The sequence below is a fragment of the Micromonospora trifolii genome (genome assembly GCF_050516465.1).
Classification (GTDB): domain Bacteria; phylum Actinomycetota; class Actinomycetes; order Mycobacteriales; family Micromonosporaceae; genus Micromonospora; species Micromonospora trifolii.
The window spans coordinates 6,825,483-6,848,274 of sequence record NZ_CP191526.1 but is presented as its reverse complement, the minus strand read 5'-3'; the positions used below and the strand labels follow the sequence as shown (position 1 = coordinate 6,848,274).

The following is a 22,792-nucleotide window of genomic DNA, read 5'->3' as shown; positions in this document are numbered from 1 at the left end:
CGCCGGTCGCGGCACGCTGAAAGGCGCAGACTACCGGCCCGCCGTTTCCGATTCGGGTACGCCCCGCCCGGCTCAGCTGCCGTGGTAGAGGTTCTGGGTCGGCTCCACGCCCTTGGTGATCACCGACTCCACCACGTCGGCGGCCCGGTCCACCAGGAAATCGAGTTCCTTGCGCTCGGCCGCGCCAAAATCCGACAGCACGTAATCCGCCGGATCCTGCCGCCCCGGCGGGCGGCCAACGCCGAACCGCACCCGGGCGTAGTCCTTCGTCCCCAATGACTTCGACATCGAGCGCAGGCCGTTGTGCCCGCCCTCGCCGCCGCCGAACTTGATCCGCACCTGACCGAAGTCGATGTCCAGCTCGTCATGCACCGCGATCACCTGCGTCGTCGGCACCTTGTAGAACTGCGCCAACGCCGCTACCGGCCCGCCGGACAGGTTCATGTACGTCAGTGGCTTCACCAGCACCAGCTTCGGCCCACCGAACCCCAGCCGCGCCTCGGCCACCTCGGCCACCGCCCGCTTGTGCCGCCCGAACCGCGCACTCACCCGCCCGGCCAGCAGCTCGGCCACCATGAACCCGACGTTGTGCCGGTTGCCGGCGTACTCCCGACCCGGGTTGCCCAGGCCGACCACCAGCCACGGCCCCGCCTCGTCCGTCACGACCCGTCCCTTCCGACGCCCATCCCACCGACTCCCGATATGCCGACAGGCGCCCCCGAACATTCGGGGACGCCTGTCGCACAGTACGAACCGATCAGGCCTCGGTGCGCCCCTCGGTGGCCTCGGCGGCCGCCTCGGTGTCCGCGCCCTCGGAGCCCTCGGTGGTCTCGCCGACCTCGGCCTCGGCCTCGTCGGTGGCGGTCTCGACCTCGGGCAGCGTCGCCTCGAGCTGCTCGGCGGTCGGAGCGGCGGTGATCGACGCGACGGTCAGCTCCGAGTCGACGGCCAGCTCGACGCCGGCCGGCAGCTCGACGTCACCAGCGGTCACCTGGGTGCCCGCCTCCAGGCCCTCGATCGACGCGTCGAGGTGGTCCGGAACCTTGGTGGCGTCCGCGGTCACCGAGAGGGTGTCGTGGTCGTGCACGATCAGGGTGTCCCGGGCGGCCTCGCCGGTCAGCTGGACCGGAACGTCGACGGTGACCTTCTCGCCCCGGCGGACCAGGATCAGGTCGACGTGCTCGAAGGTGTCGCGGATCGGGTCACGCTGGATCGCCTTCGGCAGCGCCAGCACCTGGGTGCCGTCGGTGATGTCGATCGCGAAGAGCTGGTTGGCACCGCCCTTGCGGATCGCGGCGGCGAACTCCCGCGACGGCAGCGCGATGTGCTTGGGCTTCTCGCCGTGGCCGTACAGCACGGCGGGCACCTTGCCGGCCCGGCGGGTACGGCGGGCACCACCCTTGCCGAACTCGGTACGGGGCTCGGCGCTGATCTTTACCTCGGACACGGGGAAACTCCTGATGCTTTTCGCTGCGGCGGCTTGTCGTCTAACGGTGCTGGGGCGAGGGGCTCGCTGGGGCTCATGCGTCATGAACGACTGCCCGGAGCACCGCGTCGATGACGGTGCCTCCGTGCGGCGCTTTTCAGCGGCCCGCCGGGCACCCTCGCCGTGGCAACCGCACCAGTCTACCCGAGCTGTTTCCAGGGTTTCCGGCAGTCCCCGATCACGGCTCAAGACCGGCGCGTCGGTGGTGCTCCCACCAGCGTGCCGGCCCCGTTTCCACCAGTTTGCCAGCCCCGCCCCGCCAGCGTGTCGAGTGGCGGAAACGGGGCTCAGGATCAGCTCAGGCCACCGAAGAGGGTGGTCACCGAGCCGTCGTCGAAGACCTCCCGGATCGCCCGCGCCAGCAGCGGCGCGATCGACAGCACGGTGAGCTTGTCCAGCTGCTTCTCCGGCGGGAGCGGCAGGGTGTTCGTCACCACGATCTCGCTGATCGAGCTGTTCTTCAGTCGCTCGGTCGCCGGGTCGGACAGCAGCGCGTGGGTGGACGCGACCACGATCTCCGCCGCGCCCGACTCCTTGAGGATGTCGGCGGCCTTGGCGATGGTGCCCCCGGTGTCGATCATGTCGTCGACGATCAGGCAGACCCGGCCCTCCACCTCACCGACGACCCGGTTGGCCACGACCTGGTTCGGCTTCATCGGGTCACGGGTCTTGTGGATGAACGCCAGCGGGCAGCCGCCCAGCCGGTCGGTCCACCGCTCGGCCACCCGCACCCGGCCCGAATCCGGCGCCACCACGGTCATCGGCCGGCCGGCGTACTTGTGCTCCACGTACTCGGCCAGGATGTCCATCGCGAAGAGGTGGTCCACCGGGCCGTCAAAGAAGCCCTGGATCTGCGCGGTGTGCAGGTCCACGGTGAGGATGCGGTTCGCGCCGGCGGTCTTCAGCAGGTCCGCCACCAGTCGGGCCGAGATCGGCTCCCGACCACGGTGCTTCTTGTCCTGGCGCGCGTACGGGTAGAACGGAAGCACCACGGTGATCCGCTTGGCCGACCCCCGCTTCAGCGCGTCCACCATGATCAGGGTCTCCATGACCCAGGTGTTCACCCCGTGCGTGACGGACTGCACCACGAAGGCGTCCGAACCACGTACCGAGTCCTTGAACCGTACGAAGATCTCGCCGTTGGCGAACTCGTACGCGTCGGCCGGCGTCGGCGCGACGCCGAGCACCTCGCCGATCTCCTTGGCCAACTCCGGAAAGCCACGTCCGGAAAAGAGCATCAGGCTTTTGCGGTTTTCGGCGACGATGCTGCCCATGGGCCCGTCTGCTCCCGTTATGTCGGCGGTACCCGACCCGGTGGTGGTGGGTCGGGGACTATTCGGTTGCAGTATCTCCCGCGCCGGATGCGCCGCCCACCGTCTCGGTCGCCCCGTGGATTGCCTCACTGTGGCTTGCGGCACCAGTCGTACCGGACGCACCCTTCGCGTCGCGGGCCCGCTGCGCCGCCTCCGCCGCGGCAGTGCCGGCGCGCCGCTTGACCACCCAGCCCTCGATGTTGCGCTGGCGCGCCCGGGCGACGCCCATCGCTCCTGCCGGCACGTCGTCGACGATCACCGAACCAGCTGCCGTGTACGCCCCGTCACCCACCTCGACCGGTGCCACGAACATGTTGTCCGCACCGGTCCGCGCGTGGCTGCCGATCACCGTGCGGTGCTTGTTGACCCCGTCGTAGTTCACGAAGACCGACGCGGCGCCGATGTTGGTCTGCTCGCCGATCGTCGCGTCGCCGACGTACGTCAGGTGCGGCACCTTCGCGCCGGCGCCGATCTGCGAGTTCTTGACCTCGACGAACGTGCCGACCTTCGCCTTCTCGGCCAACTGGGCGGCCGGCCGGAGGTACGCGTACGGCCCGACGGTCGCGCCCGCGCCCACCTCGGCGCCGACGGCGTGGCTGCGGACCACCGACGCGGCGGGGCCGACGATCGTGTCGATCAGGGTGACGTCCGGCCCGATCAGCGCGCCCGCGCCGACCACGGTGCCGCCGCGCAACTGGGTGTTCTGGTCGACCACCGCGTCCCGGTCCAGCGCGACCGTCACGTCGATCCAGGTGGTGGCGGGGTCGAGCAGGCTCACCCCGGTGCGCATCCACGCCTCGTTGATCCGGTCGCGCAGCAGCCGGCGCAGCGTGGCCAGCTCCACCCGGTCGTTGCAGCCCAACGTCTCGACGTGGTCCACGGCGACGTGCACCGCCACCGGCTCGCCGGCGGAACGGAGCAGACCGAAGACGTCGGTCAGGTACTCCTCGCCCTGGTCGTTGTCGGTGGAGAGCTTGCCCAGCGCCTCGCGCAACCGCACCGCGTCGAACGCGTAGATGCCGGCGTTGATCTCCCGAATGGCGCGCTGCCTCGTGTCGGCGTCGCGTTCCTCGACGATCTGCTCCAGGCGGCCGTCGGCGTCCCGGACGATCCGCCCGAGGCCGGTCGGGTCGGGCACCTCGGCGGCCAGCACAGTGGCCGCCGCGGCGGCCTCCTCGTGGGCGGTCACCAGCGCGCCCACCGTCTCGGGGCGCAGCAGGGGCACGTCACCGTTGATCACCACGACCGTGCCGGCACCGTCCGGTACGGCCTCCAGCGCGATCCGTACGGCGTGCCCGGTGCCGAGCTGCTCGGCCTGGAGAACCGGCGTGGCGTCCGGGGCGACCTCGGACAGGTGCGCTCGCACCTGGTCGGCGCCGTGCCCCACCACGACGACGGTGCGGTCGGCGCCCAACGGGGCGGCGGCGCTCAGCACGTGACCGAGGAGCGTCCGACCGAGCAGGGGGTGCAGCACCTTGGGCAGTGTCGACTTCATCCGCTTGCCCTCACCGGCGGCAAGTACGACGACGGTACGGAGGTGGGGCTGGGGCACGACGTGGCTCCCGTCGGGACGGCGGACACTCTCGCGGCCATGCTAGCCGCGAGGCCCGGCACGTTCCCCTCTTACCCCCACCGGATCCTAAAACGGACGTAGGTGGGCAGCTCGGCCGCCAGGGTTCGAACCTGAAATACGGGTACCAAAGACCCGGGTGTTGCCAATTACACCACGGCCGATCAGCGACGCGAGCACGTCGCACGAGGGATGGACATCCCGCCGCTACACCTTAGCGCCCCGGCCGTCGGGCGCCAGCGCTCATCCCGCCGCACGGCGAGCGATCGATGCCGTCGACAGTCCTGGGGTGGTCGGCCCGCACCTCGGCCGCCCGCTTCCCGGGCCAGTCAGGTACCCGCCACCGGGCCGACTGACCTGCTACTTCGAGCAGTTACGCGAAGGCGATTCGAAACTTCCCCGTGCGATCTACGGTGCCGTAAGTTACGGTGACGTAGGCGTAGCTTCGTGATCGTAACCATCCCCCTGCGAGGTCCCATGTCCACTGCTCTGCTCGATCCCAACACCGCCGGACCCGGCCCCAAACCACTCACCGACGGCAGCCAGTCCCCCGGCATCCTGGCCGCCCTCTGGGCCTTCGTGGTGATCCCCTTCGTCGCTCTACTGGTCGCCGTGCCGGTGGCGTGGGGCGGCTGGTTGGGCTGGTCTGACGTGATCATCGGCCTGGTCTGGTACGTCGTCTCCGGGCTCGGCATCACCGTCGGCTTCCACCGCTACTTCACGCACGGCTCGTTCAAGGCCAAGCGGTGGCTGCGGGTGACTCTGGCGGTCGCGGGTTCGCTGGCGGTGCAGGGCGAGATCATTCAGTGGGTCGCCGACCACCGGCGCCACCACGCGTTCTCCGACCTGGAGGGTGACCCGCACTCGCCGTGGCGCTTCGGCACCAGCTTCTGGGCGTTGACCCGGGGCCTGTTCCACGCACACGTGGGCTGGCTGTTCCGCCGGGAGCTGTCCAACCGCGGTCGTTTCGCACCGGACCTCATCGCCGACCGGGACATCAGCCGGGTCGATCGACTCTTCCCCGCGCTGGTGGCCATCTCGCTGCTCGGCCCGGCGCTGATCGGCGGCCTGGTGACCTGGTCATGGCAGGGCGCGCTGACCGCGTTCTTCTGGGCCGGGCTGGTCCGGATCGGCCTTCTGCACCACGTCACCTGGGCGATCAACTCGGTGTGCCACGTCTACGGTGAGCGTCCGTTCGCGATGCGCCAGGGCGACCGCGCGTCGAACTTCTGGCCGCTGGCGATCCTGTCGTTCGGCGAGAGCTGGCACAACCTGCACCACGCCGACCCGACCAGCGCCCGACACGGCGTGTTGCGCGGTCAGGTGGACATCTCCGCCCGGGTGATCTGGTTGTTCGAGAAGGTCGGCGCGGCAACGCAGGTGCGCTGGCCAAAGCCCGAGCGCCTCGCCGCCAAGCTGGTGAAGCCGGTCGCACCCCGCTGAAACCGGGCGGTGCACGACGATGCCGCCTGGCAGGATGGCCGGGTGATCGAGCCATGCGGGGGGACCGGGCGGCTCGGCGGACGGGGGGCCGAGCCCGATCCGGGTACGGTCGAACGGCGCGTCAGGGTGCTCGGACCGCCCGACAGTGAGGCGACGACGTGAACGGGCACAGCGGAGGCACCATTCCACGGCAGGGCGTCACCGAGCGCCAGCGAGGCGGCGACATGCCTGAGGTCAGCGACGACGCGGCGGCAGCTGTCGGCGGCCGACGGGCGACGCCGACGGCGGCGGCACCGAAGGCCAAAGCCCCTTCCCGGGTCCGCATGTCGGCCGCCCAACGCCGGGAGCAGTTGATCGCGACCGGCCGGCAACTCTTCGCGGAGCGCGGTTTCGACGCCACCTCCATCGAGGAGGTGGCGTCCCGCGCCAAGGTCTCCAAGCCGGTGGTGTACGAGCACTTCGGTGGCAAGGAAGGGCTCTACGCGGTGGTGGTGGACCGGGAGGTCCGGGCCCTGTTGGACCGGATCACCACGGCGTTGACCGCCGGGCATCCGCGGGAGCTGCTGGAACAGGCGGCGCTCGCCCTGCTGACCTACATCGAGGAGGAGACCAGCGGTTTCCGGGTGCTGGTCCGCGAGTCGCCGCTGATGTCCGGCACGGCCACCTTCAGCAGCGTCATGAACGACGTGGCGCACCAGGTCGAGCACATCCTGGGCGCCGAGTACAAGAGCCGCGGGTACGACCCGAAGCTCGCCGAGCTGTACTCGCAGGCGCTGGTCGGCATGGTGGCGTTGACCGGCCGCTGGTGGTTGGAGGTGCGTAAGCCGCGCAAGGAGACGGTGGCGGCGCACCTCGTCAACCTGGCCTGGAACGGGTTGTCGCACCTGGAGGCGAAGCCGACGCTGATTACCGCGCGGCGGACCTGACCCCGATCAGCTGCGGTGTACGTCGGCCACCGGGTGCTTGCGGTGCTCCAACTCCGCCTCGGCGGATTCCGGTGGGCCGACCTTGTCGTAGAGGCCGGTGCCGAGCAGGATCAGGCCGAACAGCATCGACACGACCACTGTCGACATCGAGAAGTTGAGAAAGTTCGCTCCGGTCTGCAGCACCGACATCATCAGGATGCTGGTCACCAGGAACACCACGCCAGCGGTGAGGTTCATGTAGTGGCCGAGGTTGGTGCGCCGTGAGGCCCCGATGATCAAGACGACCCCGAAGATCACCGAGGCGAGCGAGAAGGCCAGGTTGGTCCGGAGCCCGAGGGCCCAGGTGCTGCTGCGGGCAAAGAGCGGATCCCCGATCGTCTCGGCGACGCCCCAGACGCCGAAGACCAGGATGTAGACGCCGATCAGCCCGGAGAGGACCCGGTAGAGCGGCCGTGCCGGATGGTTGACCGGAAAATGCGGCATGCCCAGACCCCCTGATGTGACCGTTTCAGGGGAATTGTCGCCCAGGCCAGACCCAACTGTCCGAAGAACCACAAAGCCGACGGGGTCCGCCGAAAGGCTGGACCAGGTCAGGTTTTCGCCGGAGCCCGAGCTGCGCAGGGATCAAGCCTGACCGCCCGGAGCAGCTCGGGCTCCGGCGAAAACCCACGGCCGCAACCAGCGGCCGCAACCACCAAGAGGAAGCTCAGAGAACGAGCCGAGCCTTCTGGAACGCCTCCGCCTCATCCTCCGTGCCGACCTTGCCGTACATGCCGACCATGAGCAGCACCAGGGCGGCCGTCATCACCACGACCACTGTGGTGATGCTGAAGTTGAAGATGTTGGCGTCGGTCCGGATGAACGCGAGACCGGCCAGGCTGACCACCATGAGGCTGTACGCCAGCCACTGGTTGATCGCTACGTCGATGTTGCGGCCGAGCGCGGTGCCGACCAGTACGACGATCCCGAGCAGCACGCTGAGCAGCGAGAATCCGAGGTTGGTGCCCTGGCCGAGGACGCGGGTGTCGTCCTGGGCGAGGATCTCGTTGCCGGTGCTAGCGATGATGCCGAGCACACCGAAGACGACCAGGTACAGACCGGTCAGCCCGCCGATCGCCCGGTAGATCGGCCGCGCGGGGTGGTTGACGGGGGTGTGTGCCATGTCTGTGTCTCCAACGCCGTGGGGTAGGTGTCGCCGACGATTGTCTCGCATGTGGTGGTGTGACGCCGCACACGGGGCCCGGGCCGGCGCGCCCGACCGGTCAGCTCTCGGGCAGGTCCTCGGCGAGGGTCATCCAGCTCTCCTCGATCCGCTCCCGTTCGGCGCGCAGATCCTTGAGCTGGGTGTCCAACTCGGCGACCCGGGCGTAGTCGGTGGCGTCCGCCGCGAGCTGATCGAGCAGCGTGGTCTCGCGCTGGTCGAGCTTGCTGAGTTGCCGCTCCAGCCGGGTCAGCTCCTTGCGGGCCTGACGGACCTCCGCGGCGGACATGCCACCTCCCGAGGGGGCAGCGGGTGCGGAGGTCGAGGTGACGCCCGCCCGAGGAGAGCCGGCCCGCTCGGCGGTCCGCGCGAGGTACTCGTCCACACCGCCCGGCAGGTGCACCAGCCGGCCGTCGCCGAACATCCCGTACGCCGTGTCGGTGACCCGCTCGATCAGGTACCGGTCGTGGCTGGCCACGATGATCGTGCCGGGCCACGAGTCGAGCAGGTCCTCCAGCGAGGCGAGGGTGTCCGTGTCCAGGTCGTTGGTGGGCTCGTCGAAGAGCAGCACGTTGGGCTCGCCGGCCAGCAGCCGCAGCATCTGCAACCGGCGGCGTTCCCCACCGGAGAGGTCACTGACCGGGGTCCAGAGGCGGCGGTCGTCGAAGCCGAACACCTCGGCGAGCTGCGCGGCGGAGACCTCCCGGTCGCCGAGCTGAACCCGGCGGGCGACCTCCTCCACCGCCTCCAGCACCCGCAGGTGCCCGGGCAGCTCGGTGAGCTCCTGGGAGAGGAACGCGGGCCGCACGGTGGAGCCGGTGCCGAGGCGGCCACCATCGGGGCGGGTGATGCCGGCGAGCATCCGCAGCAGCGTGGTCTTGCCGGCGCCGTTGGCACCGAGGATGGCGATCCGGTCGCCGGGGCCGACCAGCCAGGTGACGTCGCGAAGGATCTCCTTCGGGCCGGCGTGCAGCTCGACGTTCTCCAGGTCGTACACCTGCTTGCCCAGCCGGGAGGTGGCCATGCGCTGCAACGACATGGTGTCGCGCGCCGGCGGCACGTCGGCGATCAACGCGTTCGCGGCGTCGATGCGGAACTGCGGCTTGGAGGTCCGCGCGGGCGGGCCACGACGCAGCCAGGCGATCTCCTTGCGGAGCAGGTTCTGCCGGCGGGCCTCGGTGGCGGCGGCGACCCGCTCGCGCTCGGCGCGGGCGAGGGTCCAGGCGGCGAAGCCACCCTCGTAGGCGCGAACGGTCTGGTCGGCGACCTCCCAGGTGTTGGTGCAGACCGCGTCCAGGAACCACCGGTCGTGGGTGACCACGACCAGGGCGCCCTTGCGGCCGACCAGGTGCCGGGCCAGCCAGTCGACCCCGCCGACGTCCAGGTGGTTGGTGGGCTCGTCGAGGATGAGCAGGTCGGAGTCCCGGACGAGCAGCGCGGCGAGCGCCACCCGGCGGCGTTCGCCACCGGACATCGGGCCGACCGGCTGGTCGAGGCCGAGGTGCGGCATGCCGAGGCCGTCGAGGATGGCCCGCACCCCGGAGTCGCCGGCCCACTCGTGCTCGGCGCCCATGCCCTCGGCGAGCCAGGCGGTGCCGAGCACCACGTCCCGGACGGTGGCTTCGGGAGCGAGGGTGAGCTGCTGCGGCAGCCAGAGCACACGCAGGTCACGGCGGTGGGTCACCCGACCGTCGTCGGGGTCCTCCTGCTTGGTGAGCAGCCGCAGCAGGGTGGACTTGCCGGCGCCGTTGAGGCCGACCACGCCGATCCGGTCGGCGTCGTCCAGGCCGAGCGAGACGTCCGTGAGCAGCCGCCCGGCGGCGCCGTACCCCTTGGACACCCGGTCCAGATTGACGATGTTCGCCACGTTCCACCCTTCATGATCAAGGCGTCCCGGTGCCGGCGGGCACCTGGACGCCTGTCCCAAGGGTACGCGGATGCCCCGAACGCCCGCGCCGCGCGCCAGCAGCTCCGGTGGAATGCGTCGTCAGCCGACGCGGGCGCCAGCTACCGGACCGTGCGCGACCCGCGCCTCCCGGCAGACACCCGCGGCGGTCAGCTCGGCGGCGATCCGTTCCGCGTCGGCCGCGTTGGCGGCGAGAAACACGCAGGTCGGGCCGGAGCCGGAGACGATGCCGGTGAGCGCGCCGGCCGCCTCGCCGGCCTTGAGCGTGTCGGCCAGCGCCGGGCGCATGGCCAGCGCGGCGTCCTGGAGGTCGTTGCCGAGCGTACGAGCGAGCACCCGGGGGTCACGCTGGCGCAGCGCGCCCAGCAGGGCGTCGGTGCTGCCCAGCGGTGCGCCGGCGGCACCGGAGTCGCGGAGCCGATCCAGCTCCCGGTACGCGGCCGGGGTGGACAGGCCGACGTCGGCGATCGCCACCACCCAGTGCCAGGAGGTGGGGCGGGCCAGCACCGGGCTGATCGCCTCACCCCGGCCGGTGCCCAGCGCGGTGCCACCGTAGATCAGGAACGGCACGTCAGAGCCGAGGTCGGCGGCGATGCCGGCCAACTCGTCGCGGGACAGCCCGGTGCCCCAGAGCGCGTCGCAGGCCACCAGCGCGGCGGCCGCGTCGGCGCTGCCACCGGCCAACCCGCCGGCGAGTGGGATCTGCTTGCGCAGGTGCAGTCGGGCGTGCGGCAGCACCCCCGCGTACCCGGCGAGGGCATGCGCGGCGCGGATCACCAGGTTGGTGTCGTCCAGGGCCAGCTCGCCGGTGCCCTCACCCTCCATGGTCAGGGCGAGGGTGTCGCCCCGTCGGGCGGTCAGCTCGTCGTAGATCGAGATGGCGTGGTAGATCGTGTTCAGCTCGTGGTAGCCGTCCCGGCGCAGCGGGCCCACCCCGAGGTGCAGGTTGACCTTCGCGGGCACCCGTACCCGCACCGGGCCGACGGCCCCGCGCCGCTCGTCGTCGTCCGGTCGCCAGGCCTCGGTCACGGGGTGATGTCCCGCACGCGCAGACGGATGTCGAACGGCTTGGCCACGATCAGCTCCTCAGCGTCCTGGGCGGGCACGGCGTCAGCCTACTTCCCGGCCGGCGTACCGACCGGAGCCGACGCGGCGATGGCGGCGAACTGCTCGACGGTCAGTGACTCCCCGCGGGCGCCGGGGTCGACGCCGGCGGCGGTGAGCGCCGCGGCGGCCCGGTCCGCGCCACCGGCCCAGCCGGCCAGCGCGGCCCGCAGCGTCTTGCGCCGCTGCGCGAACGCCGCATCCACCACGGCGAAGACCCGCTCCCGCGGTACGTCGGTGCGGGGCGGCTCGTGGCAGGTGAAGGAGACCAGGCCGGAGTCGACGTTGGGCACCGGCCAGAACACGTTCGGCGGCACCTTGCCGGCGCCCCGGGCCTGGGCGTACCAGGCGAGCTTCACCGACGGAATGCCGTACACCTTGGAGCCGGGACCGGCGACGAGCCGGTCGGCGACCTCCTTCTGCACCATCACCAGGCCGTGTCGCAGGGTGGGCAGCACGGCGAGCAGGTGCAGCACCACGGGCACGGCGACGTTGTAGGGCAGGTTCGCCACCAGCGCGGTCGGTGCCGGGTCGGCCAGCTCGGCGGCGGCGATACGCAACGCGTCCGCGCGGTGCACGGTGAGCCGGGCGGCGTCAGCCCCGGCGTGCCGCGCGGCGGTCTCCGGGAGCGCCCCGGCGAGCACCGGGTCGATCTCCACGGCGTGCACGTGCCCGGCGACCGGCAGCAGCCCCAGGGTCAGCGAACCGAGCCCGGGCCCCACCTCCAGGGCCACGTCGTCGGGGGTCAGGCCGGCGGCGGTCACGATCCGGCGCACGGTGTTCGGGTCGTGCACGAAGTTCTGGCCCAGCTTCTTGGTGGGCGCGACGCCCAGCCGGGCGGCGAGTTCCCGGATCTCCGCCGGGCCGAGGAGACCGGTCATGGCTGGCAGCGTAGCGACGGGGTCGGTGCCGACCGTCGGGCCGGGCTCACCATGGGCCGAAGGCCCGGTCGCCGGTGGCGGAGATGGCCGCGCACAGCTCGTCCAGGTCGCTGCCGGTGGTCGCGGCGAGCGCGCGGACGGTGAGCGGGATCAGGTACGACGCGTTCGGCCGGCCGCGGTACGGCATCGGGGTGAGGTACGGGGCGTCGGTCTCCACCAGCATCTGATCCACCGGGGTGAGCGCGGCGGCCTCGCGCAGCGCCGTCGCGCTGCCGAAGGTGACGGTGCCGGCGAAGCTCAGCAGGTAGCCGCGGCGGACGCACTCGCGGGCGAAGTCGGCGTCGCCGGAGAAGCAGTGCAGCACCACCCGGTCGGGAGCGCCCTCGTCGTCGAGGATCCGCAGCACGTCGGTGTGCGCGTCGCGGTCGTGGATGACCAGCGTCTTGCCGTACCGCTTGGCGATGGCGATGTGCGCCCGGAAACTCTGCTCCTGCGCGGCGCGCCCCTCGTCGCCGGTCCGGAAGAAGTCCATTCCGGTCTCGCCGATCCCCCGGACCCGGTCGCGGGCGGCGAGTGACTCGATCTCCCGCAACGCCTCGTCGAGGTCGCCGAGCCGGGGTGCCTCGTTGGGGTGCAGCGCCACGGTGGCCAGCACGGCGGGGTACCGGTCGGCAGTGTCCGCGCCCCACCGGGAGGAGGCGACGTCCACGCCCACCTGGACCAGCCGGTCCACGCCGACCTTCGTGGCCAACGCGATGGCCACGGCGACCGGGTCGTCGGCCGGCCCGCCGCCGGGCACACCGGCCTCGCTGACCGTGATGTCCAGGTGGGTGTGGCTGTCCAGCACCGCCCGGGGCAACGACTCGGGGGCGGGCGGAAACTCTCCGGCCCGCCGGGCGGCACGCTCGCGGCGGGATTCAGTGGGCTCGCTCATCAGCGACAGCATCACACACCGGGCCTGTCCATCTGCCCGCCACCCGACGTTCACCTCGACTACGCCGCGCGACTCTACGGTCGCTCACGAACGGACGCGACAGCGTGCGAACCTCATCCCACCGAGCAGGGAGGCGACGGCGTGAGCGTCACCCCCCAGGCCGGCGGCAGCGCCGGCGAACGGACCGGACTGCACGTGGCGTTCGACGGCGGCGTGTACCCGGCCGAGGAGATTGCCCGAGGCGCCGCGTACGAATTGTTCAGCGCCGACGAGGTGGCCGGCTTCGAGTGGGCGCCCCGCCCGGGTAGCGCCCTGCCGTGGCGCCGGTTCGTGCACGTCACCGAGGTGACCGCGGTGCACGGGGCGACGGAGCCGGCCGACGAGCCGGAGACGCCGCTGCTGATGCCCGCCCACCGCGAGCGGGGTTGGGCGTACCTGCACCAGCTCAGCCAGCAGCCGGCGGCGGCGGGCGACCCGATGCTGGCGGTGGCGCGCGCGTCGGCGGTGGTCCGGCGGGGCACCCGGATGATGAAGGTGCTCTCGGCCCAGCAGCTCGCCGGCTTCGTACGGGGTTGGCTGCCGCACGGCTTCTGCTACCGCGAGCACGATGTGGCGCACCTGCGTACGCCGGCGACGACGACGGTGCTGCGTACGGATGGCGACGCTGGCCGGGACGGCCCGGACGTCGCGTACGCGCTGCGCTGGCGCGCGTCCGACCCGGGTGACTATGACGTGCCGGTGGGCCTTGCACACCGCGGCCTGACCGCGCTGGCCTCCCGGGACCGGCTCGGCGCCCCGGTGCTCGGCACCGGCTTCGTGCCCAGCAATGGTCAGCTCATCCCGGAGTTCATCACCCGGGACTTCGCCGACCTGCCGATGCCGGCGAACGCCGCCCTCATCGCGTACCCGGCCGAGGGGGTGGAGGTGGTGCTGTACACCTACCAGGCCGAGCAGCGCGGGTGGCTGCGGATGGTGGGCCCGCAGTGGCGGCACCTGCTGGCCGCGGTGCCGGGCCTCTCCCCGGACCAGGAGTACGTGCCGAACGGCGACGCCCCCCGCTCCACCCAGCTGGTCGGCATGTACGGCGACAGCGAGTACGAGGCGGTCGCCGACCTACCCGGTGGGTTCCGAGTGCTGGCGATGACCCGGGCGGCCCGTTACCCGGTGGACGCGGTGGCCCGCCGGGTCCGGTTCGCCCAGTGGCGGGGGGTGCCGTGCCTGGTGCTGCGGGAGGAGGCCGGCTGGCTGCGGGTGCGCCTGCGCTACCCGAACCCGGACACCGTGGTCACGACCGGCGCGCAGTGTCAGGAACGTGGCGTCTACGAGGCCTGGGCGCCCGGCGCCGAGGTGACCGACGACCAGGTGATGGACACCCGGTACGCGATGTGACGGCGCGCGGCGGCAGGGCACCCCGCCGCCGCGCGCCGTGTGCTCAGTCGGCGAGCCGGGCCAGTTCCTCGTCGACGATCGACGGGTCGAGCTTGCGGAACACCGGCTTCGGCGCGGCCAGCGGACGGCCCGCCTCGATCGACACCGACTCCCAGCGCGCGCCGACGGTGTAATCCCCGGTGAGCACCGGGTACGCCGGGCCGCCGTCCAGGTCGTCGACCTGCTCGATCACCGGCATCGGCGCGTGCACCCCGGTGCCGCCGAGCAGCTCGTGCACCTGCTGCGCGGAGTGCGGCAGGAACGGGGTGAGCAGCGTGTTGGCATCGCTGATCACCTGGAGGGCGACGTGCAGGATGATGCCCATCCGGGGCTTGTCCGCCTCGTCCTTGAGCTTCCAGGGCGCCTGCTCGGAGAGGTACCTGTTGGCCTCGGCGACCACCTTCATGGCCTCACCGATCGCCTGCTTCTGCCGGTGCCGGCCAATCAGGTCGCCGACAGTGGTGAAGCCGGTCCGGGAGACAGCGAGCAGCGCCTCGTCGGCCTCGGTGAGCCCGGCCGGGTCGACCGGCGGGATCGCCCCGAAGTTCTTCGCGGCCATCGAGACGCACCGGTTGACCAGGTTGCCCCAGCCGGCGACCAACTCGTCGTTGTTGCGGCGCAGGAACTCGGCCCAGGTGAAGTCGGTGTCGTTGCTCTCCGGGCCGGCGGCGGCGATGAAGTAGCGCAACGCGTCGGCGTCGTAGCGCTCCAGGAAGTCGCGAACGTAGATGACCACCTTGCGGGACGAGGAGAACTTGCGCCCCTCCATGGTCAGGTATTCGCTCGAGACCACCTCGGTGGGCAGGTTGAGCCGACCCAGCTCGCCCGGCTCACCGTCGCGGGACCCCTCACCGGAATAGCCGGAGAGCAGCGCCGGCCAGATCACCGAGTGGAAGACGATGTTGTCCTTGCCCATGAAGTAGTAGGACTGGGCGTCCTTCCCCGCGCCGTCGGCGGACCAGTACTTCCGCCACGCGTCCGGGTCGCCGGACCGGCGGGCCCATTCGATCGAGGCGGACAGGTAGCCGATCACGGCGTCGAACCACACGTAGATCCGCTTGTCCGGCCGGTCGCGCCAACCGTCGAGCGGGATCGGTACGCCCCACTCCAGGTCACGGGTGATCGCCCGGGGCTGGAGGTCGTCGAGCAGGTTGCGGGAGAACCGCAGCACGTTGGGCCGCCACCCCTCACGGGTGTCCAGCCACTGCCGCAGCACCTCGGCCAGGGCCGGCAGGTCCAGGAAGAAGTGCTCGGTCTCGACGAACTTCGGGGTCTCCCCGTTGATCCGCGACTTCGGGTTGATCAGGTCGATCGGGTCGAGCTGGTTGCCGCAGTTGTCGCACTGGTCACCGCGGGCGCTGTCGTACCCGCAGATCGGGCAGGTGCCCTCGATGTAGCGGTCGGGCAGGGTGCGCCCGGTGGACGGGGAGATCGCGCCCATGGTGGTCTTCGGCACGATGTAGCCGTTGCGGTACATCCCCTCGAACAACTCCTGCACCACCGCGTAGTGGTTGCGGGTGGTGGTGCGGGTGAACAGGTCGTAGGAGAGGCCGAGGCCGTGCAGGTCCTCGACGATCACCCTGTTGTACCGGTCGGCCAGCTCGCGCGGGGTCACACCGTCGGCGTCGGCCTGCACCTGGATCGGGGTGCCGTGCTCGTCGGTGCCGGAGACCATGAGCACGTCGTGGCCGGCCATCCGCATGTACCGGGCGAAGACGTCGGAGGGAACGCCGAAACCGGAGACGTGGCCGATGTGGCGGGGGCCGTTGGCGTACGGCCAGGCCACTGCCGCGAGAACGTGACTCATGAGCAGTGAGCCTAGTGACCCGTCCGGGGCGTTCGCGAACCAATGGGGGGTGCCCGACCGGCGGACCGGTCCAACCACCTCGCCCGTTGGTCCGATTTGTCGTCGACACGCGGCTCACCTGCCCGTTTCACCTCCTGGCGCGGTGTGCAATGAACGTCGTGACGGGCAGAGGAGCGGCGCGGGACCACGAGGACCGTCCCACCGGGCCGGCGGTCGGTGACGACCCGGGGCCCGAGCCCGCCGCGCCCCGGGTCGCCGGGGTCGCGCCGCAGCCCCGGCTGGTGCCCAACGCCGACCCGGGAGCGCACCGGCCCACCCCGGCGGGGAGGTCCGCCGCCCCGGCCCGCCCCACGCCGGCGGCGCCGTCGCCCACCCCGACCCGTCCGACCCCGGGGGCACCCGTACCCAGCCCGGTCCGACCCGGCTCGTCGAGCCCGCCGGCCGGCTCGGCACCGGCCAACGCGGAGCCCGTCGAGGTGGAGCCGACCACCGGCGCGCCGGTGGACGCGGTGCCGCGTCGGGTGCCGGTCCGGCAGCAGGGCCGCCGGCAGCGGGACCATGGGCCCGACGGCGACCCGATGGGCGACGACGGCGGCGCTTTCTGGGCCCCGATCGAGCAGGTCCACTGGGACGGCACCCCGGTTCGCGAGGACGCGGCACCGGCGCGGCTTCGCGGCTTCCGACTGGCGCGGCGCCAGGCACCCAGCCGCACGCCCCCACCGCCGGATCCGCTGCCCGGGCTCGCCGCGCTGGTGGTGCTGAGCCTGGTCGCTGCCTTCTTCGCCTGGGTCAGCGCCGGCCCGTTCTGGCTCGCGGTCGGGCACGCCCGGACGGGCACAGTGGTGATCGACGACTGCTCCGGCGGCGGGCTCACTCAGCGGTGCCGGGGGATCTTCACGGCCGAGGACGGGCGGTTCATCGCCCATGGTGTCCGGGTCAGCGGCGTGCCCGTCGAGGGGAGCGCGGCCGGCACCCCGCTGCCGGCGCGGATGACCGGCCCGGACAGCGGCACCGCGTACGCGGACGTCGGAGTGGGCCGGCACCTGCGGTGGCTGCCCGGTCTGCTGGTGGTGCTGGCCTGCACCGCCGGCATCGTCCGGTGGACCGGCTCGGCCCGGCTGCCCGGTCGACGGCACCGTCGCTGGGCGATGGCCGCCGCCGTCGCCGGCCCCACGCTGATCACCGTCGGCTTCCTGGCCGCCGCGTGGTGAACCCGCCGTCCGGCGAGCCGGACCATCTTGGTCAGCTGTGCACGATCGTGTAGACGTCCCGGCGGCGCATCGCGTACTCGGTGGCGACGTCGGTGATGGCGTCCCGGCGGGACCGGCCGGCGGCCTCCCGCTCGGCGACGGCTGCGCGCAGGGTGTCGTCGTCGGGGCGTTCGGCCGCGGTCACCGGGGCTCCGGCCACCACCAGGGTGATCTCTCCGCGCGGGTCCCCCTCGGTGGCCCACCGGGCCAGCTCGCCGAGGGGGCGGCGGAGCACCTCCTCGTAGGTCTTTGTGAGTTCGCGGCAGAGCGCGGCCGGCCGGTCCGCCCCGAACGTGTCGGCCAGGTCGGTGAGTGTCGCTCCGATCCGGTGTGGCGCCTCGAAGAAGACCAGGGTGCGCTCCTCGGCGGCGAGAGCGCGCAGCCGGGATCGACGCCCGCCGGGGGTGCGGGGCAGGAAGCCCTCGAAGCAGAACCGGTCGCAGGGCAGCCCGGAGACGGCCAGCGCTGTGGTGACCGCGCTGGGCCCGGGGGCGACGGTGATCGGCGCCCCGACATCCAACGTGGCACGGACCAGCCGGTAGCCGGGGTCGGAGACGCTGGGCATCCCGCCGTCGGTGACCAGCGCCACCACGTACCCGCCGAGGATGGCCTCGACCAGCTCGGGGGTGCGCCGCTCCTCGTTGCCTTCGAAGTAGGAGACGATTCGACCGCCGACGGTGAGGTCGAGGTCGCGGGCCAGCCGGGTGAGCCGGCGGGTGTCCTCGGCGGCGACCACGTCGGCGCTGATCAGCACCTCCCGGAGCCGGGCCGACGCGTCGGAGGGGTTGCCGAGCGGAGCACCGAGCAGAATCAGGCGCCCAACTTCGGACATTTCACCCACGAATTCGTCTCCTTCATTGCTGGGAATACCGGTATCAGGGACGACGGACGCCACCGGACACCTTGGCAGCCTACGATCGCCGGGTGACGAGTGCGTCGACAGCGCAGAGCCCGAGCGCGGATCCGGACAAGATGATCCAGGTGACGGGCGAGCCCAGTGCCACCCAGGAGCCGACGGCACCGAGCGCCGAGGGCGGCGGGGTGGCCGCCACGGTCCGGCGACGGTTCGCCACCGTCGACACCCAGGTGGACCGGTTCTCCTGGCTGGCCACGGCAGTGGTGGTGGCCATCGCGGCGATCGTGCGCTTCGTCGGGCTGTCCAGCCCGAAGGGCAAGATCTTCGACGAGACGTACTACGCCAAGGACGCCTACGGGCTGATCTCCCGTGGCGTGGAGTGGAACTACAAGGACAACGTCGCGTCGTACGTGGTGCACCCGCCACTGGGCAAGTGGTTGATCGGCGTCGGTGAGTGGGCCTTCGGCTATCAGGACGCGGATTCCAAGGTCTCCGTCCCCGGGCACCTGATGACCACCGCGCCGGAGTTCGGCTGGCGATTCTCGGCGGCGGTGATCGGCACGCTGTCGGTGCTGCTGCTGGTCCGCATCGGTCGGCGGATGTTCCGCTCGACGGTGCTCGGCTGCGCGGCCGGCCTGCTGCTCGCCCTGGACGGGTTCCACCTGGTGCTGTCCCGCGCGGCCCTGCTCGACATCTTCCTGCTCTTCTTCGTGTTGGCGGCGTTCGGTGCGCTGGTGCTCGATCGGGACGCCCGCCGTCGGCGCTGGGCTCGGGCTCTGGACGACGGGCTCGATCCGAGCCAGCCGGGCCGGGCCGGCCGCCCGCCGACCGGTTGGCGCACCTGGCCGTGGTGGCGGCTGGCGGCCGGGGTGCTGATCGGCTGCGCGTGTGCGGTGAAGTGGAGCGCCCTGTACTTCGTGCCGGCCTTCGCGCTGCTGGTGCTCTTCTGGGAGGTCGGCGTCCGCCGCTCGGCGGGGGTCCGCCGGCCCTGGCGGGACACGCTCGTCGACGAGCTGCCCTGGCTGGTGCTCGCCGGCGTGGTCATGGTGGGCACCTACCTCGCCACCTGGTCGGGCTGGCTGCTCACCGACGACGGTTACTACCGGCTCGCGTCGGCCCACCCGGGCGCCCCGCTCAGCGACCGCCCGGTGATCGGCCCGCTGATCAATCTCTTCGAATACCATCGCGCGGCGTACGGTTTCCACGCCCAGCTCGACGACGCGCACAAGTACCAGTCGTGGCCGTGGCAGTGGCTGCTGTTGGGCCGGCCGGTGGCGTTCCACTACGCCAGCAACGGCGTCTGCGGCGCGCCGACCTGCGCCTCCGAGATTCTGCTGCTCGGCACCCCGCTGCTCTGGTGGTCGTTCCTGCCCGCCCTGGTGGCGCTGGCCTGGCTGGGTGTGGCCCGTCGCGACTGGCGGGCCGGCGCGATCCTGCTCACCGTGGCCGCCGGGCTGCTGCCGTGGTTCTGGTTCGCCCTCGACGGCCGGACGATGTTCTCGTTCTACGCCGCGCCGGTGGTGCCGTTCCTGGTGCTGGCCGTGGTGTACGTGCTGGGCGCGCTGATCGCGCCCGCCGGGGGTGACGTGGGTGCGGTGGCGCCACTGGTGCCCGGTGACCCGAGTTATGAGCGCCGGCTGGTGGGCAGCATCGCGGCGGGGGCGTACGTGCTGCTGGTGGCGCTCTGCTTCGCGTACTTCTATCCGATCTTCGTCGGCCGGGTGATTCCGTACTCGGACTGGCTGTCCCGGATGTGGCTCGACGGTCGGTGGATATGAGCATCGACAGGCGACGCGCCGCATAGCGCGACGGAAGAAGGGCCCGCACGCCGAAGCGTGCGGGCCCTTCTTGACAAAGACGCGCGCCCCGATCGCCTGCCACGGGGGAAGCGGGCGATTGGGGCGCGCATGAAGAGCTTAACCACCGCGCACCACCGGCACAACGGGTCGACTTGGGTCAGATTTCCGACGGATGCTGGCCGGGCCGACACCTCTCCTCGCACAGTTGACCGAGGGTGACCCGCCGTGGACCCTGAGCGCGGGCGCGGCCGGTCAGAGGCGGTTCCCGACCCGGCTGGAGCCGTCGGTTCCGTCCCCCTCCACCCAAACGATCATCCAAAGTGGATCTCACTACACTGCGGATCGTGATCAACTTCAGACGATCGACGGCGGTCCTTCTCGGACTGCTGGCGACCACCGCGCTGACCGGGCCGGCGCAGGCCGACGAGGAGCCGGCGCCCGAGCCGCCCCGGGTCGAGCTGGTGCTCGACGTCAGCGGGTCGATGCGCGCCGCCGACATCGACGGACGCACCCGGATCGCGGTCGCCCAGCAGGCCTTCAACGAGGTCGTGGACGCGCTGCCCGAGGAGACACAGCTCGGCATCCGGGTGCTCGGCGCGACCTACCGCGGCAAGGACAAGAAGGTTGGCTGCCAGGACACCCAGCAGATCGTTCCGGTCGGCCCGGTGGACCGGTCCGCTGCCAAGGCGGCGGTGGCGACACTTCGGCCGACCGGGTTCACTCCGGTCGGGCTGGCGCTGCGCTCCGCCGCGCAGGACCTGGGCACCGGGGCCACGACCCGGCGAATCGTGCTGATCACCGACGGCGAGGACACCTGCGCTCCGCCGGACCCGTGCGAGGTGGCCCGGGAACTGGCCGCCCAGGGCACCAGCCTGGTCGTCGACACCCTCGGCCTGGCCCCCGACGAGAAGGTTCGCCGGCAACTGCTCTGCATCGCCAGCGCAACCGGCGGGACCTACACCGCCGCGCAGAGCGCCGAGGAGCTGACCGACCGGATCAAACAGCTCGTCGAGCGGGCCGCCGACACGCACACCCGGGCTCCGACCGTGGTCGGCGGCACGAACGCGTGCGACTCGGCGCCGCTGCTCGCCCCTGGCGTCTACGCCGATCGGGAGGCGTTCTCCGAGCATCGCTACTACCGGGTGCCGATCCGCCCCGGGCAGGAGCTGAGGGCCTCGGTGAGCATGGCGTTGGACCGGGCCGTCAACCGGGACTACGGGGTGCTGCTGCGGGCCACCGCGGCCGACGGCCGGGAACTCGTCCGGGGCGCCGATGCCGGCAGCGGACGGGCCGACGTCCTCTCAGCCGGGCTGCGCTGGTCGGCCACGGCCGACGACGAGGATGCCGACGAGACCGAGGAGAGCGCGGCGCCGGTCATCGAACCGACCACCGTCTGCCTGGTGGTCAGCAACTCGTTCGCCCCACGTCCCGGCACCGCGGCCACCCCGGGCATGCCGGTGGAGTTGACCATCGACGTGGTCGCCGCCGCACCCGCACCGGACGGACCGGACCTCGGCCGGGGCTGGGTGCTGCTCGCCCTGCTCACCATCGCCGGGCTGATCACCGGTCTGCTCGCCGGTCTGCTCACCCGCTGGTGGGTCGCCACCTGGAGGGAGAACTGATGCGTACCGCACTGTTCCGGTCGATGGCGGCGCTGCTCGCCGCCGGCGGGGCCGCTCTGCTTCCCGCTGCGGCCGTCGCCGCACCGACCCCCTCCCCGGGTGCCACGCCGGTGAACCGTGCCGGCACGTCGTTCCTCACCGCCACCCCGATCACCGCCGGACAACCGGTACGGGTGGACGCCTCGATCGGCGACCACCTCTACTGGTCGTTCCCGGCGACGGCCGGCCAGGTGCACGAGATCAACGCCACCGTCACCTTCCCGAAGGGACGCAGCGGCGCGTCCACCTGGACGGTGGACGTCTTCGACGGGCTGCGCCGACGCCAGGCGTGCACGGCGGGAGCCCAGACCCCGACCGTGGACGCGAAGGCGTCGAGCGTGGTGCTGGGCTGCACGCTGCGCGAGGTGCGGCCGTGGGCGGAGCCCTGGTCGGCCGACCCACTGCCCGGCACGTACGTCGTCCGACTGTCCGTGACCGAGCTGCCGGAGCCGGATCTGGGTGCGCCGATCGACGTCGACCTGCTGGTCGGTACCGTCGCCGACCGGGGCGCCTCGGCTGACGACGGCGAGTTGGCCGCCCCGCTGGTGCCGAACACCAAGGCCGGCACGGTGCTCAACGCCGTACCCCCGGTGGACGCGGAGGCCGACGACGAGGGCGGCCTGCTGGCGGGCTGGTTGCCGGATCTGGGCTCGCGCTGGGCCTGGACCAGCATCGGCGGCGCGCTCGCCGCGGTGGCTGGCGTGTTCGGCTTCGCGGTGACCCGACGGCCTCGACGTCGCTGAGACGCTCCCTCTGGTGGCCCCGCCCAACGGCGGGGCCACCAGAGGCTCAGCTACGCCGGGAGCCGCGCGGCAACCAGCCGATGAACCGGTCCTGGAGCGACATCACCGGGGCGGCACGCAGATCTTCGGTGGCAGCGGCGAGGCAGGAGCCCAGATAGACGCTGAGCATGGCGCGATCACCCCCGTACTCCGCCAGCAGCCGGGTGCGCTTCGTCGCGCACGGCCACTCGTCACCGCAGGAGCCGCAGCTCCAGCAGGGGGTCTTCGGGGCGTGCTCGTCAGCCCGCACCCCCGGCCGTTCCGGACCATCGGTCATCGCGCGTCCTTCCAGATGTCCACGGGACTGGCGGCTGCCGTGCCGGCCAGCATTGATGGTGGTCCCCCCGGAGCCATCAGAGAGGGCGCTGCGCGTCCCTCCGGTGTTACATCCTTGCGGTACCTTCAGCGGTCGTGGGAGTCGGAAAGTTGACGGTTGACCCGATGC

20 protein-coding genes and 1 tRNA gene are annotated in these 22,792 nt (G+C 71.8%); 7 read left to right on the top strand and 14 right to left on the bottom strand.

Translation table 11 applies throughout. The annotated features are described in order from the left end of the window. Nucleotides 1-72: 72 nt before the first annotated feature. The 5 genes from pth to ACQRWP_RS31960 form a co-directional block, all read right to left on the bottom strand. Entirely contained in the window at nucleotides 73-663 is a 591-nt protein-coding gene (gene pth / locus ACQRWP_RS31980) for an aminoacyl-tRNA hydrolase (RefSeq protein WP_410820214.1), read from the bottom strand. A 94-nt stretch (nucleotides 664-757) separates the two neighbouring features. Then, on the bottom strand, nucleotides 758-1,447 hold the full coding sequence (locus ACQRWP_RS31975; RefSeq protein WP_430499898.1) for a 50S ribosomal protein L25/general stress protein Ctc: 690 nt from the start codon (nucleotides 1,445-1,447) through the stop codon (nucleotides 758-760). A 332-nt stretch (nucleotides 1,448-1,779) separates the two neighbouring features. Further along, nucleotides 1,780-2,760 (bottom strand): ribose-phosphate diphosphokinase, encoded by a 981-nt coding sequence (locus tag ACQRWP_RS31970; RefSeq protein ID WP_030329105.1) that lies wholly within the window; start codon nucleotides 2,758-2,760, stop codon nucleotides 1,780-1,782. 58 nt (nucleotides 2,761-2,818) lie between these two features. Next, a complete protein-coding gene (gene glmU / locus ACQRWP_RS31965; RefSeq protein ID WP_430499897.1) occupies nucleotides 2,819-4,351 on the bottom strand; it encodes a bifunctional UDP-N-acetylglucosamine diphosphorylase/glucosamine-1-phosphate N-acetyltransferase GlmU in 1,533 nt (510 codons plus the stop codon). A 110-nt stretch (nucleotides 4,352-4,461) separates the two neighbouring features. Next, a tRNA-Gln gene (locus tag ACQRWP_RS31960) sits at nucleotides 4,462-4,533 on the bottom strand. 313 nt (nucleotides 4,534-4,846) lie between these two features. On the opposite strand from ACQRWP_RS31960, the gene ACQRWP_RS31955 reads away from it, so the two are divergent. Together ACQRWP_RS31955 and ACQRWP_RS31950 are read left to right on the top strand one after the other, a co-directional pair. Continuing rightward, on the top strand, nucleotides 4,847-5,812 hold the full coding sequence (locus ACQRWP_RS31955) for an acyl-CoA desaturase (protein ID WP_238680455.1): 966 nt from the start codon (nucleotides 4,847-4,849) through the stop codon (nucleotides 5,810-5,812). 224 nt (nucleotides 5,813-6,036) lie between these two features. Further along, nucleotides 6,037-6,738, top strand: a complete 702-nt coding sequence (locus ACQRWP_RS31950; protein ID WP_430499896.1) for a TetR family transcriptional regulator — start codon at nucleotides 6,037-6,039, stop codon at nucleotides 6,736-6,738. A gap of 6 nt (nucleotides 6,739-6,744) precedes the next feature. Here ACQRWP_RS31950 and ACQRWP_RS31945 read toward each other — a convergent pair whose 3' ends face one another. From ACQRWP_RS31945 to ACQRWP_RS31920, 6 genes are all read right to left on the bottom strand, one after another. After that, nucleotides 6,745-7,221, bottom strand: coding sequence for a DUF4383 domain-containing protein (locus tag ACQRWP_RS31945; RefSeq protein ID WP_430499895.1), 477 nt, complete (start codon nucleotides 7,219-7,221; stop codon nucleotides 6,745-6,747). Nucleotides 7,222-7,444: 223 nt separating this feature from the next. Then, nucleotides 7,445-7,900: a DUF4383 domain-containing protein gene (locus ACQRWP_RS31940; protein WP_091394646.1), complete on the bottom strand. Its 456-nt coding sequence runs from the start codon at nucleotides 7,898-7,900 to the stop codon at nucleotides 7,445-7,447. A gap of 100 nt (nucleotides 7,901-8,000) precedes the next feature. Then, the gene (locus ACQRWP_RS31935; RefSeq protein ID WP_430499894.1) at nucleotides 8,001-9,806 is read right to left on the bottom strand and encodes an ABC-F family ATP-binding cassette domain-containing protein; all 1,806 of its coding nucleotides are present in this window, start codon (nucleotides 9,804-9,806) and stop codon (nucleotides 8,001-8,003) included. A gap of 120 nt (nucleotides 9,807-9,926) precedes the next feature. After that, entirely contained in the window at nucleotides 9,927-10,874 is a 948-nt protein-coding gene (locus ACQRWP_RS31930; protein WP_430499893.1) for a 4-(cytidine 5'-diphospho)-2-C-methyl-D-erythritol kinase, read from the bottom strand. A gap of 86 nt (nucleotides 10,875-10,960) precedes the next feature. Then, nucleotides 10,961-11,830 (bottom strand): 16S rRNA (adenine(1518)-N(6)/adenine(1519)-N(6))-dimethyltransferase RsmA, encoded by an 870-nt coding sequence (rsmA, locus tag ACQRWP_RS31925; protein ID WP_430499892.1) that lies wholly within the window; start codon nucleotides 11,828-11,830, stop codon nucleotides 10,961-10,963. A gap of 46 nt (nucleotides 11,831-11,876) precedes the next feature. Then, nucleotides 11,877-12,776: a TatD family hydrolase gene (locus tag ACQRWP_RS31920; RefSeq protein WP_430499891.1), complete on the bottom strand. Its 900-nt coding sequence runs from the start codon at nucleotides 12,774-12,776 to the stop codon at nucleotides 11,877-11,879. Between the two features lie 129 nt (nucleotides 12,777-12,905). On the opposite strand from ACQRWP_RS31920, the gene ACQRWP_RS31915 reads away from it, so the two are divergent. Further along, nucleotides 12,906-14,153, top strand: a complete 1,248-nt coding sequence (locus ACQRWP_RS31915; RefSeq protein ID WP_430499890.1) for a hypothetical protein — start codon at nucleotides 12,906-12,908, stop codon at nucleotides 14,151-14,153. A gap of 43 nt (nucleotides 14,154-14,196) precedes the next feature. Here ACQRWP_RS31915 and metG read toward each other — a convergent pair whose 3' ends face one another. Then, entirely contained in the window at nucleotides 14,197-15,999 is a 1,803-nt protein-coding gene (gene metG, locus ACQRWP_RS31910) for a methionine--tRNA ligase (RefSeq protein ID WP_430499889.1), read from the bottom strand. Nucleotides 16,000-16,148: 149 nt separating this feature from the next. Here metG and ACQRWP_RS31905 point away from each other — a divergent pair, with 149 nt between their 5' ends. Further along, the gene (locus ACQRWP_RS31905) at nucleotides 16,149-17,210 is read left to right on the top strand and encodes a hypothetical protein (RefSeq protein WP_430499888.1); all 1,062 of its coding nucleotides are present in this window, start codon (nucleotides 16,149-16,151) and stop codon (nucleotides 17,208-17,210) included. Between the two features lie 31 nt (nucleotides 17,211-17,241). Here the strand turns inward: ACQRWP_RS31905 and rsmI are convergent, their stop codons facing one another. Next, the gene (rsmI, locus tag ACQRWP_RS31900) at nucleotides 17,242-18,081 is read right to left on the bottom strand and encodes a 16S rRNA (cytidine(1402)-2'-O)-methyltransferase (RefSeq protein ID WP_430503354.1); all 840 of its coding nucleotides are present in this window, start codon (nucleotides 18,079-18,081) and stop codon (nucleotides 17,242-17,244) included. 140 nt (nucleotides 18,082-18,221) lie between these two features. Here rsmI and ACQRWP_RS31895 point away from each other — a divergent pair, with 140 nt between their 5' ends. The 3 genes from ACQRWP_RS31895 to ACQRWP_RS31885 all read left to right on the top strand — a co-directional run bounded on the left by ACQRWP_RS31895 (nucleotide 18,222) and on the right by ACQRWP_RS31885 (nucleotide 22,308). After that, on the top strand, nucleotides 18,222-19,883 hold the full coding sequence (locus ACQRWP_RS31895; RefSeq protein ID WP_430503353.1) for a dolichyl-phosphate-mannose--protein mannosyltransferase: 1,662 nt from the start codon (nucleotides 18,222-18,224) through the stop codon (nucleotides 19,881-19,883). A gap of 365 nt (nucleotides 19,884-20,248) precedes the next feature. Then, nucleotides 20,249-21,526 (top strand): VWA domain-containing protein, encoded by a 1,278-nt coding sequence (locus ACQRWP_RS31890; protein ID WP_430499887.1) that lies wholly within the window; start codon nucleotides 20,249-20,251, stop codon nucleotides 21,524-21,526. Further along, nucleotides 21,526-22,308, top strand: coding sequence for a peptidase (locus ACQRWP_RS31885; protein ID WP_430499886.1), 783 nt, complete (start codon nucleotides 21,526-21,528; stop codon nucleotides 22,306-22,308). The genes ACQRWP_RS31890 and ACQRWP_RS31885 overlap by 1 nt, the downstream gene beginning before the upstream one ends. 46 nt (nucleotides 22,309-22,354) lie before the next feature. Here the strand turns inward: ACQRWP_RS31885 and ACQRWP_RS31880 are convergent, their stop codons facing one another. Next, complete coding sequence (locus ACQRWP_RS31880) at nucleotides 22,355-22,624, bottom strand: hypothetical protein (RefSeq protein WP_396780275.1); 270 nt, start codon at nucleotides 22,622-22,624, stop codon at nucleotides 22,355-22,357. Between the last annotated feature and the right edge of the window lie 168 nt (nucleotides 22,625-22,792).

Bases quoted from the DNA above. Each gene is read 5' to 3' on its own strand.
- ACQRWP_RS31970 (WP_030329105.1), bottom strand. From the start codon at position 2,760: ATGGGCAGCATCGTCGCCGAAAACCGCAAAAGCCTGATGCTCTTTTCC.
- ACQRWP_RS31955 (WP_238680455.1), top strand. From the start codon at position 4,847: ATGTCCACTGCTCTGCTCGATCCCAACACCGCCGGACCCGGCCCCAAA.
- ACQRWP_RS31950 (WP_430499896.1), top strand. From the start codon at position 6,037: ATGCCTGAGGTCAGCGACGACGCGGCGGCAGCTGTCGGCGGCCGACGG.
- ACQRWP_RS31945 (WP_430499895.1), bottom strand. From the start codon at position 7,221: ATGCCGCATTTTCCGGTCAACCATCCGGCACGGCCGCTCTACCGGGTC.
- ACQRWP_RS31940 (WP_091394646.1), bottom strand. From the start codon at position 7,900: ATGGCACACACCCCCGTCAACCACCCCGCGCGGCCGATCTACCGGGCG.
- rsmA (WP_430499892.1), bottom strand. From the start codon at position 11,830: ATGACCGGTCTCCTCGGCCCGGCGGAGATCCGGGAACTCGCCGCCCGG.
- ACQRWP_RS31920 (WP_430499891.1), bottom strand. From the start codon at position 12,776: ATGCTGTCGCTGATGAGCGAGCCCACTGAATCCCGCCGCGAGCGTGCC.
- metG (WP_430499889.1), bottom strand. From the start codon at position 15,999: ATGAGTCACGTTCTCGCGGCAGTGGCCTGGCCGTACGCCAACGGCCCC.
- ACQRWP_RS31905 (WP_430499888.1), top strand. From the start codon at position 16,149: ATGAACGTCGTGACGGGCAGAGGAGCGGCGCGGGACCACGAGGACCGT.
- rsmI (WP_430503354.1), bottom strand. From the start codon at position 18,081: ATGTCCGAAGTTGGGCGCCTGATTCTGCTCGGTGCTCCGCTCGGCAAC.
- ACQRWP_RS31895 (WP_430503353.1), top strand. From the start codon at position 18,222: ATGATCCAGGTGACGGGCGAGCCCAGTGCCACCCAGGAGCCGACGGCA.
- ACQRWP_RS31885 (WP_430499886.1), top strand. From the start codon at position 21,526: ATGCGTACCGCACTGTTCCGGTCGATGGCGGCGCTGCTCGCCGCCGGC.
- ACQRWP_RS31880 (WP_396780275.1), bottom strand. From the start codon at position 22,624: ATGACCGATGGTCCGGAACGGCCGGGGGTGCGGGCTGACGAGCACGCC.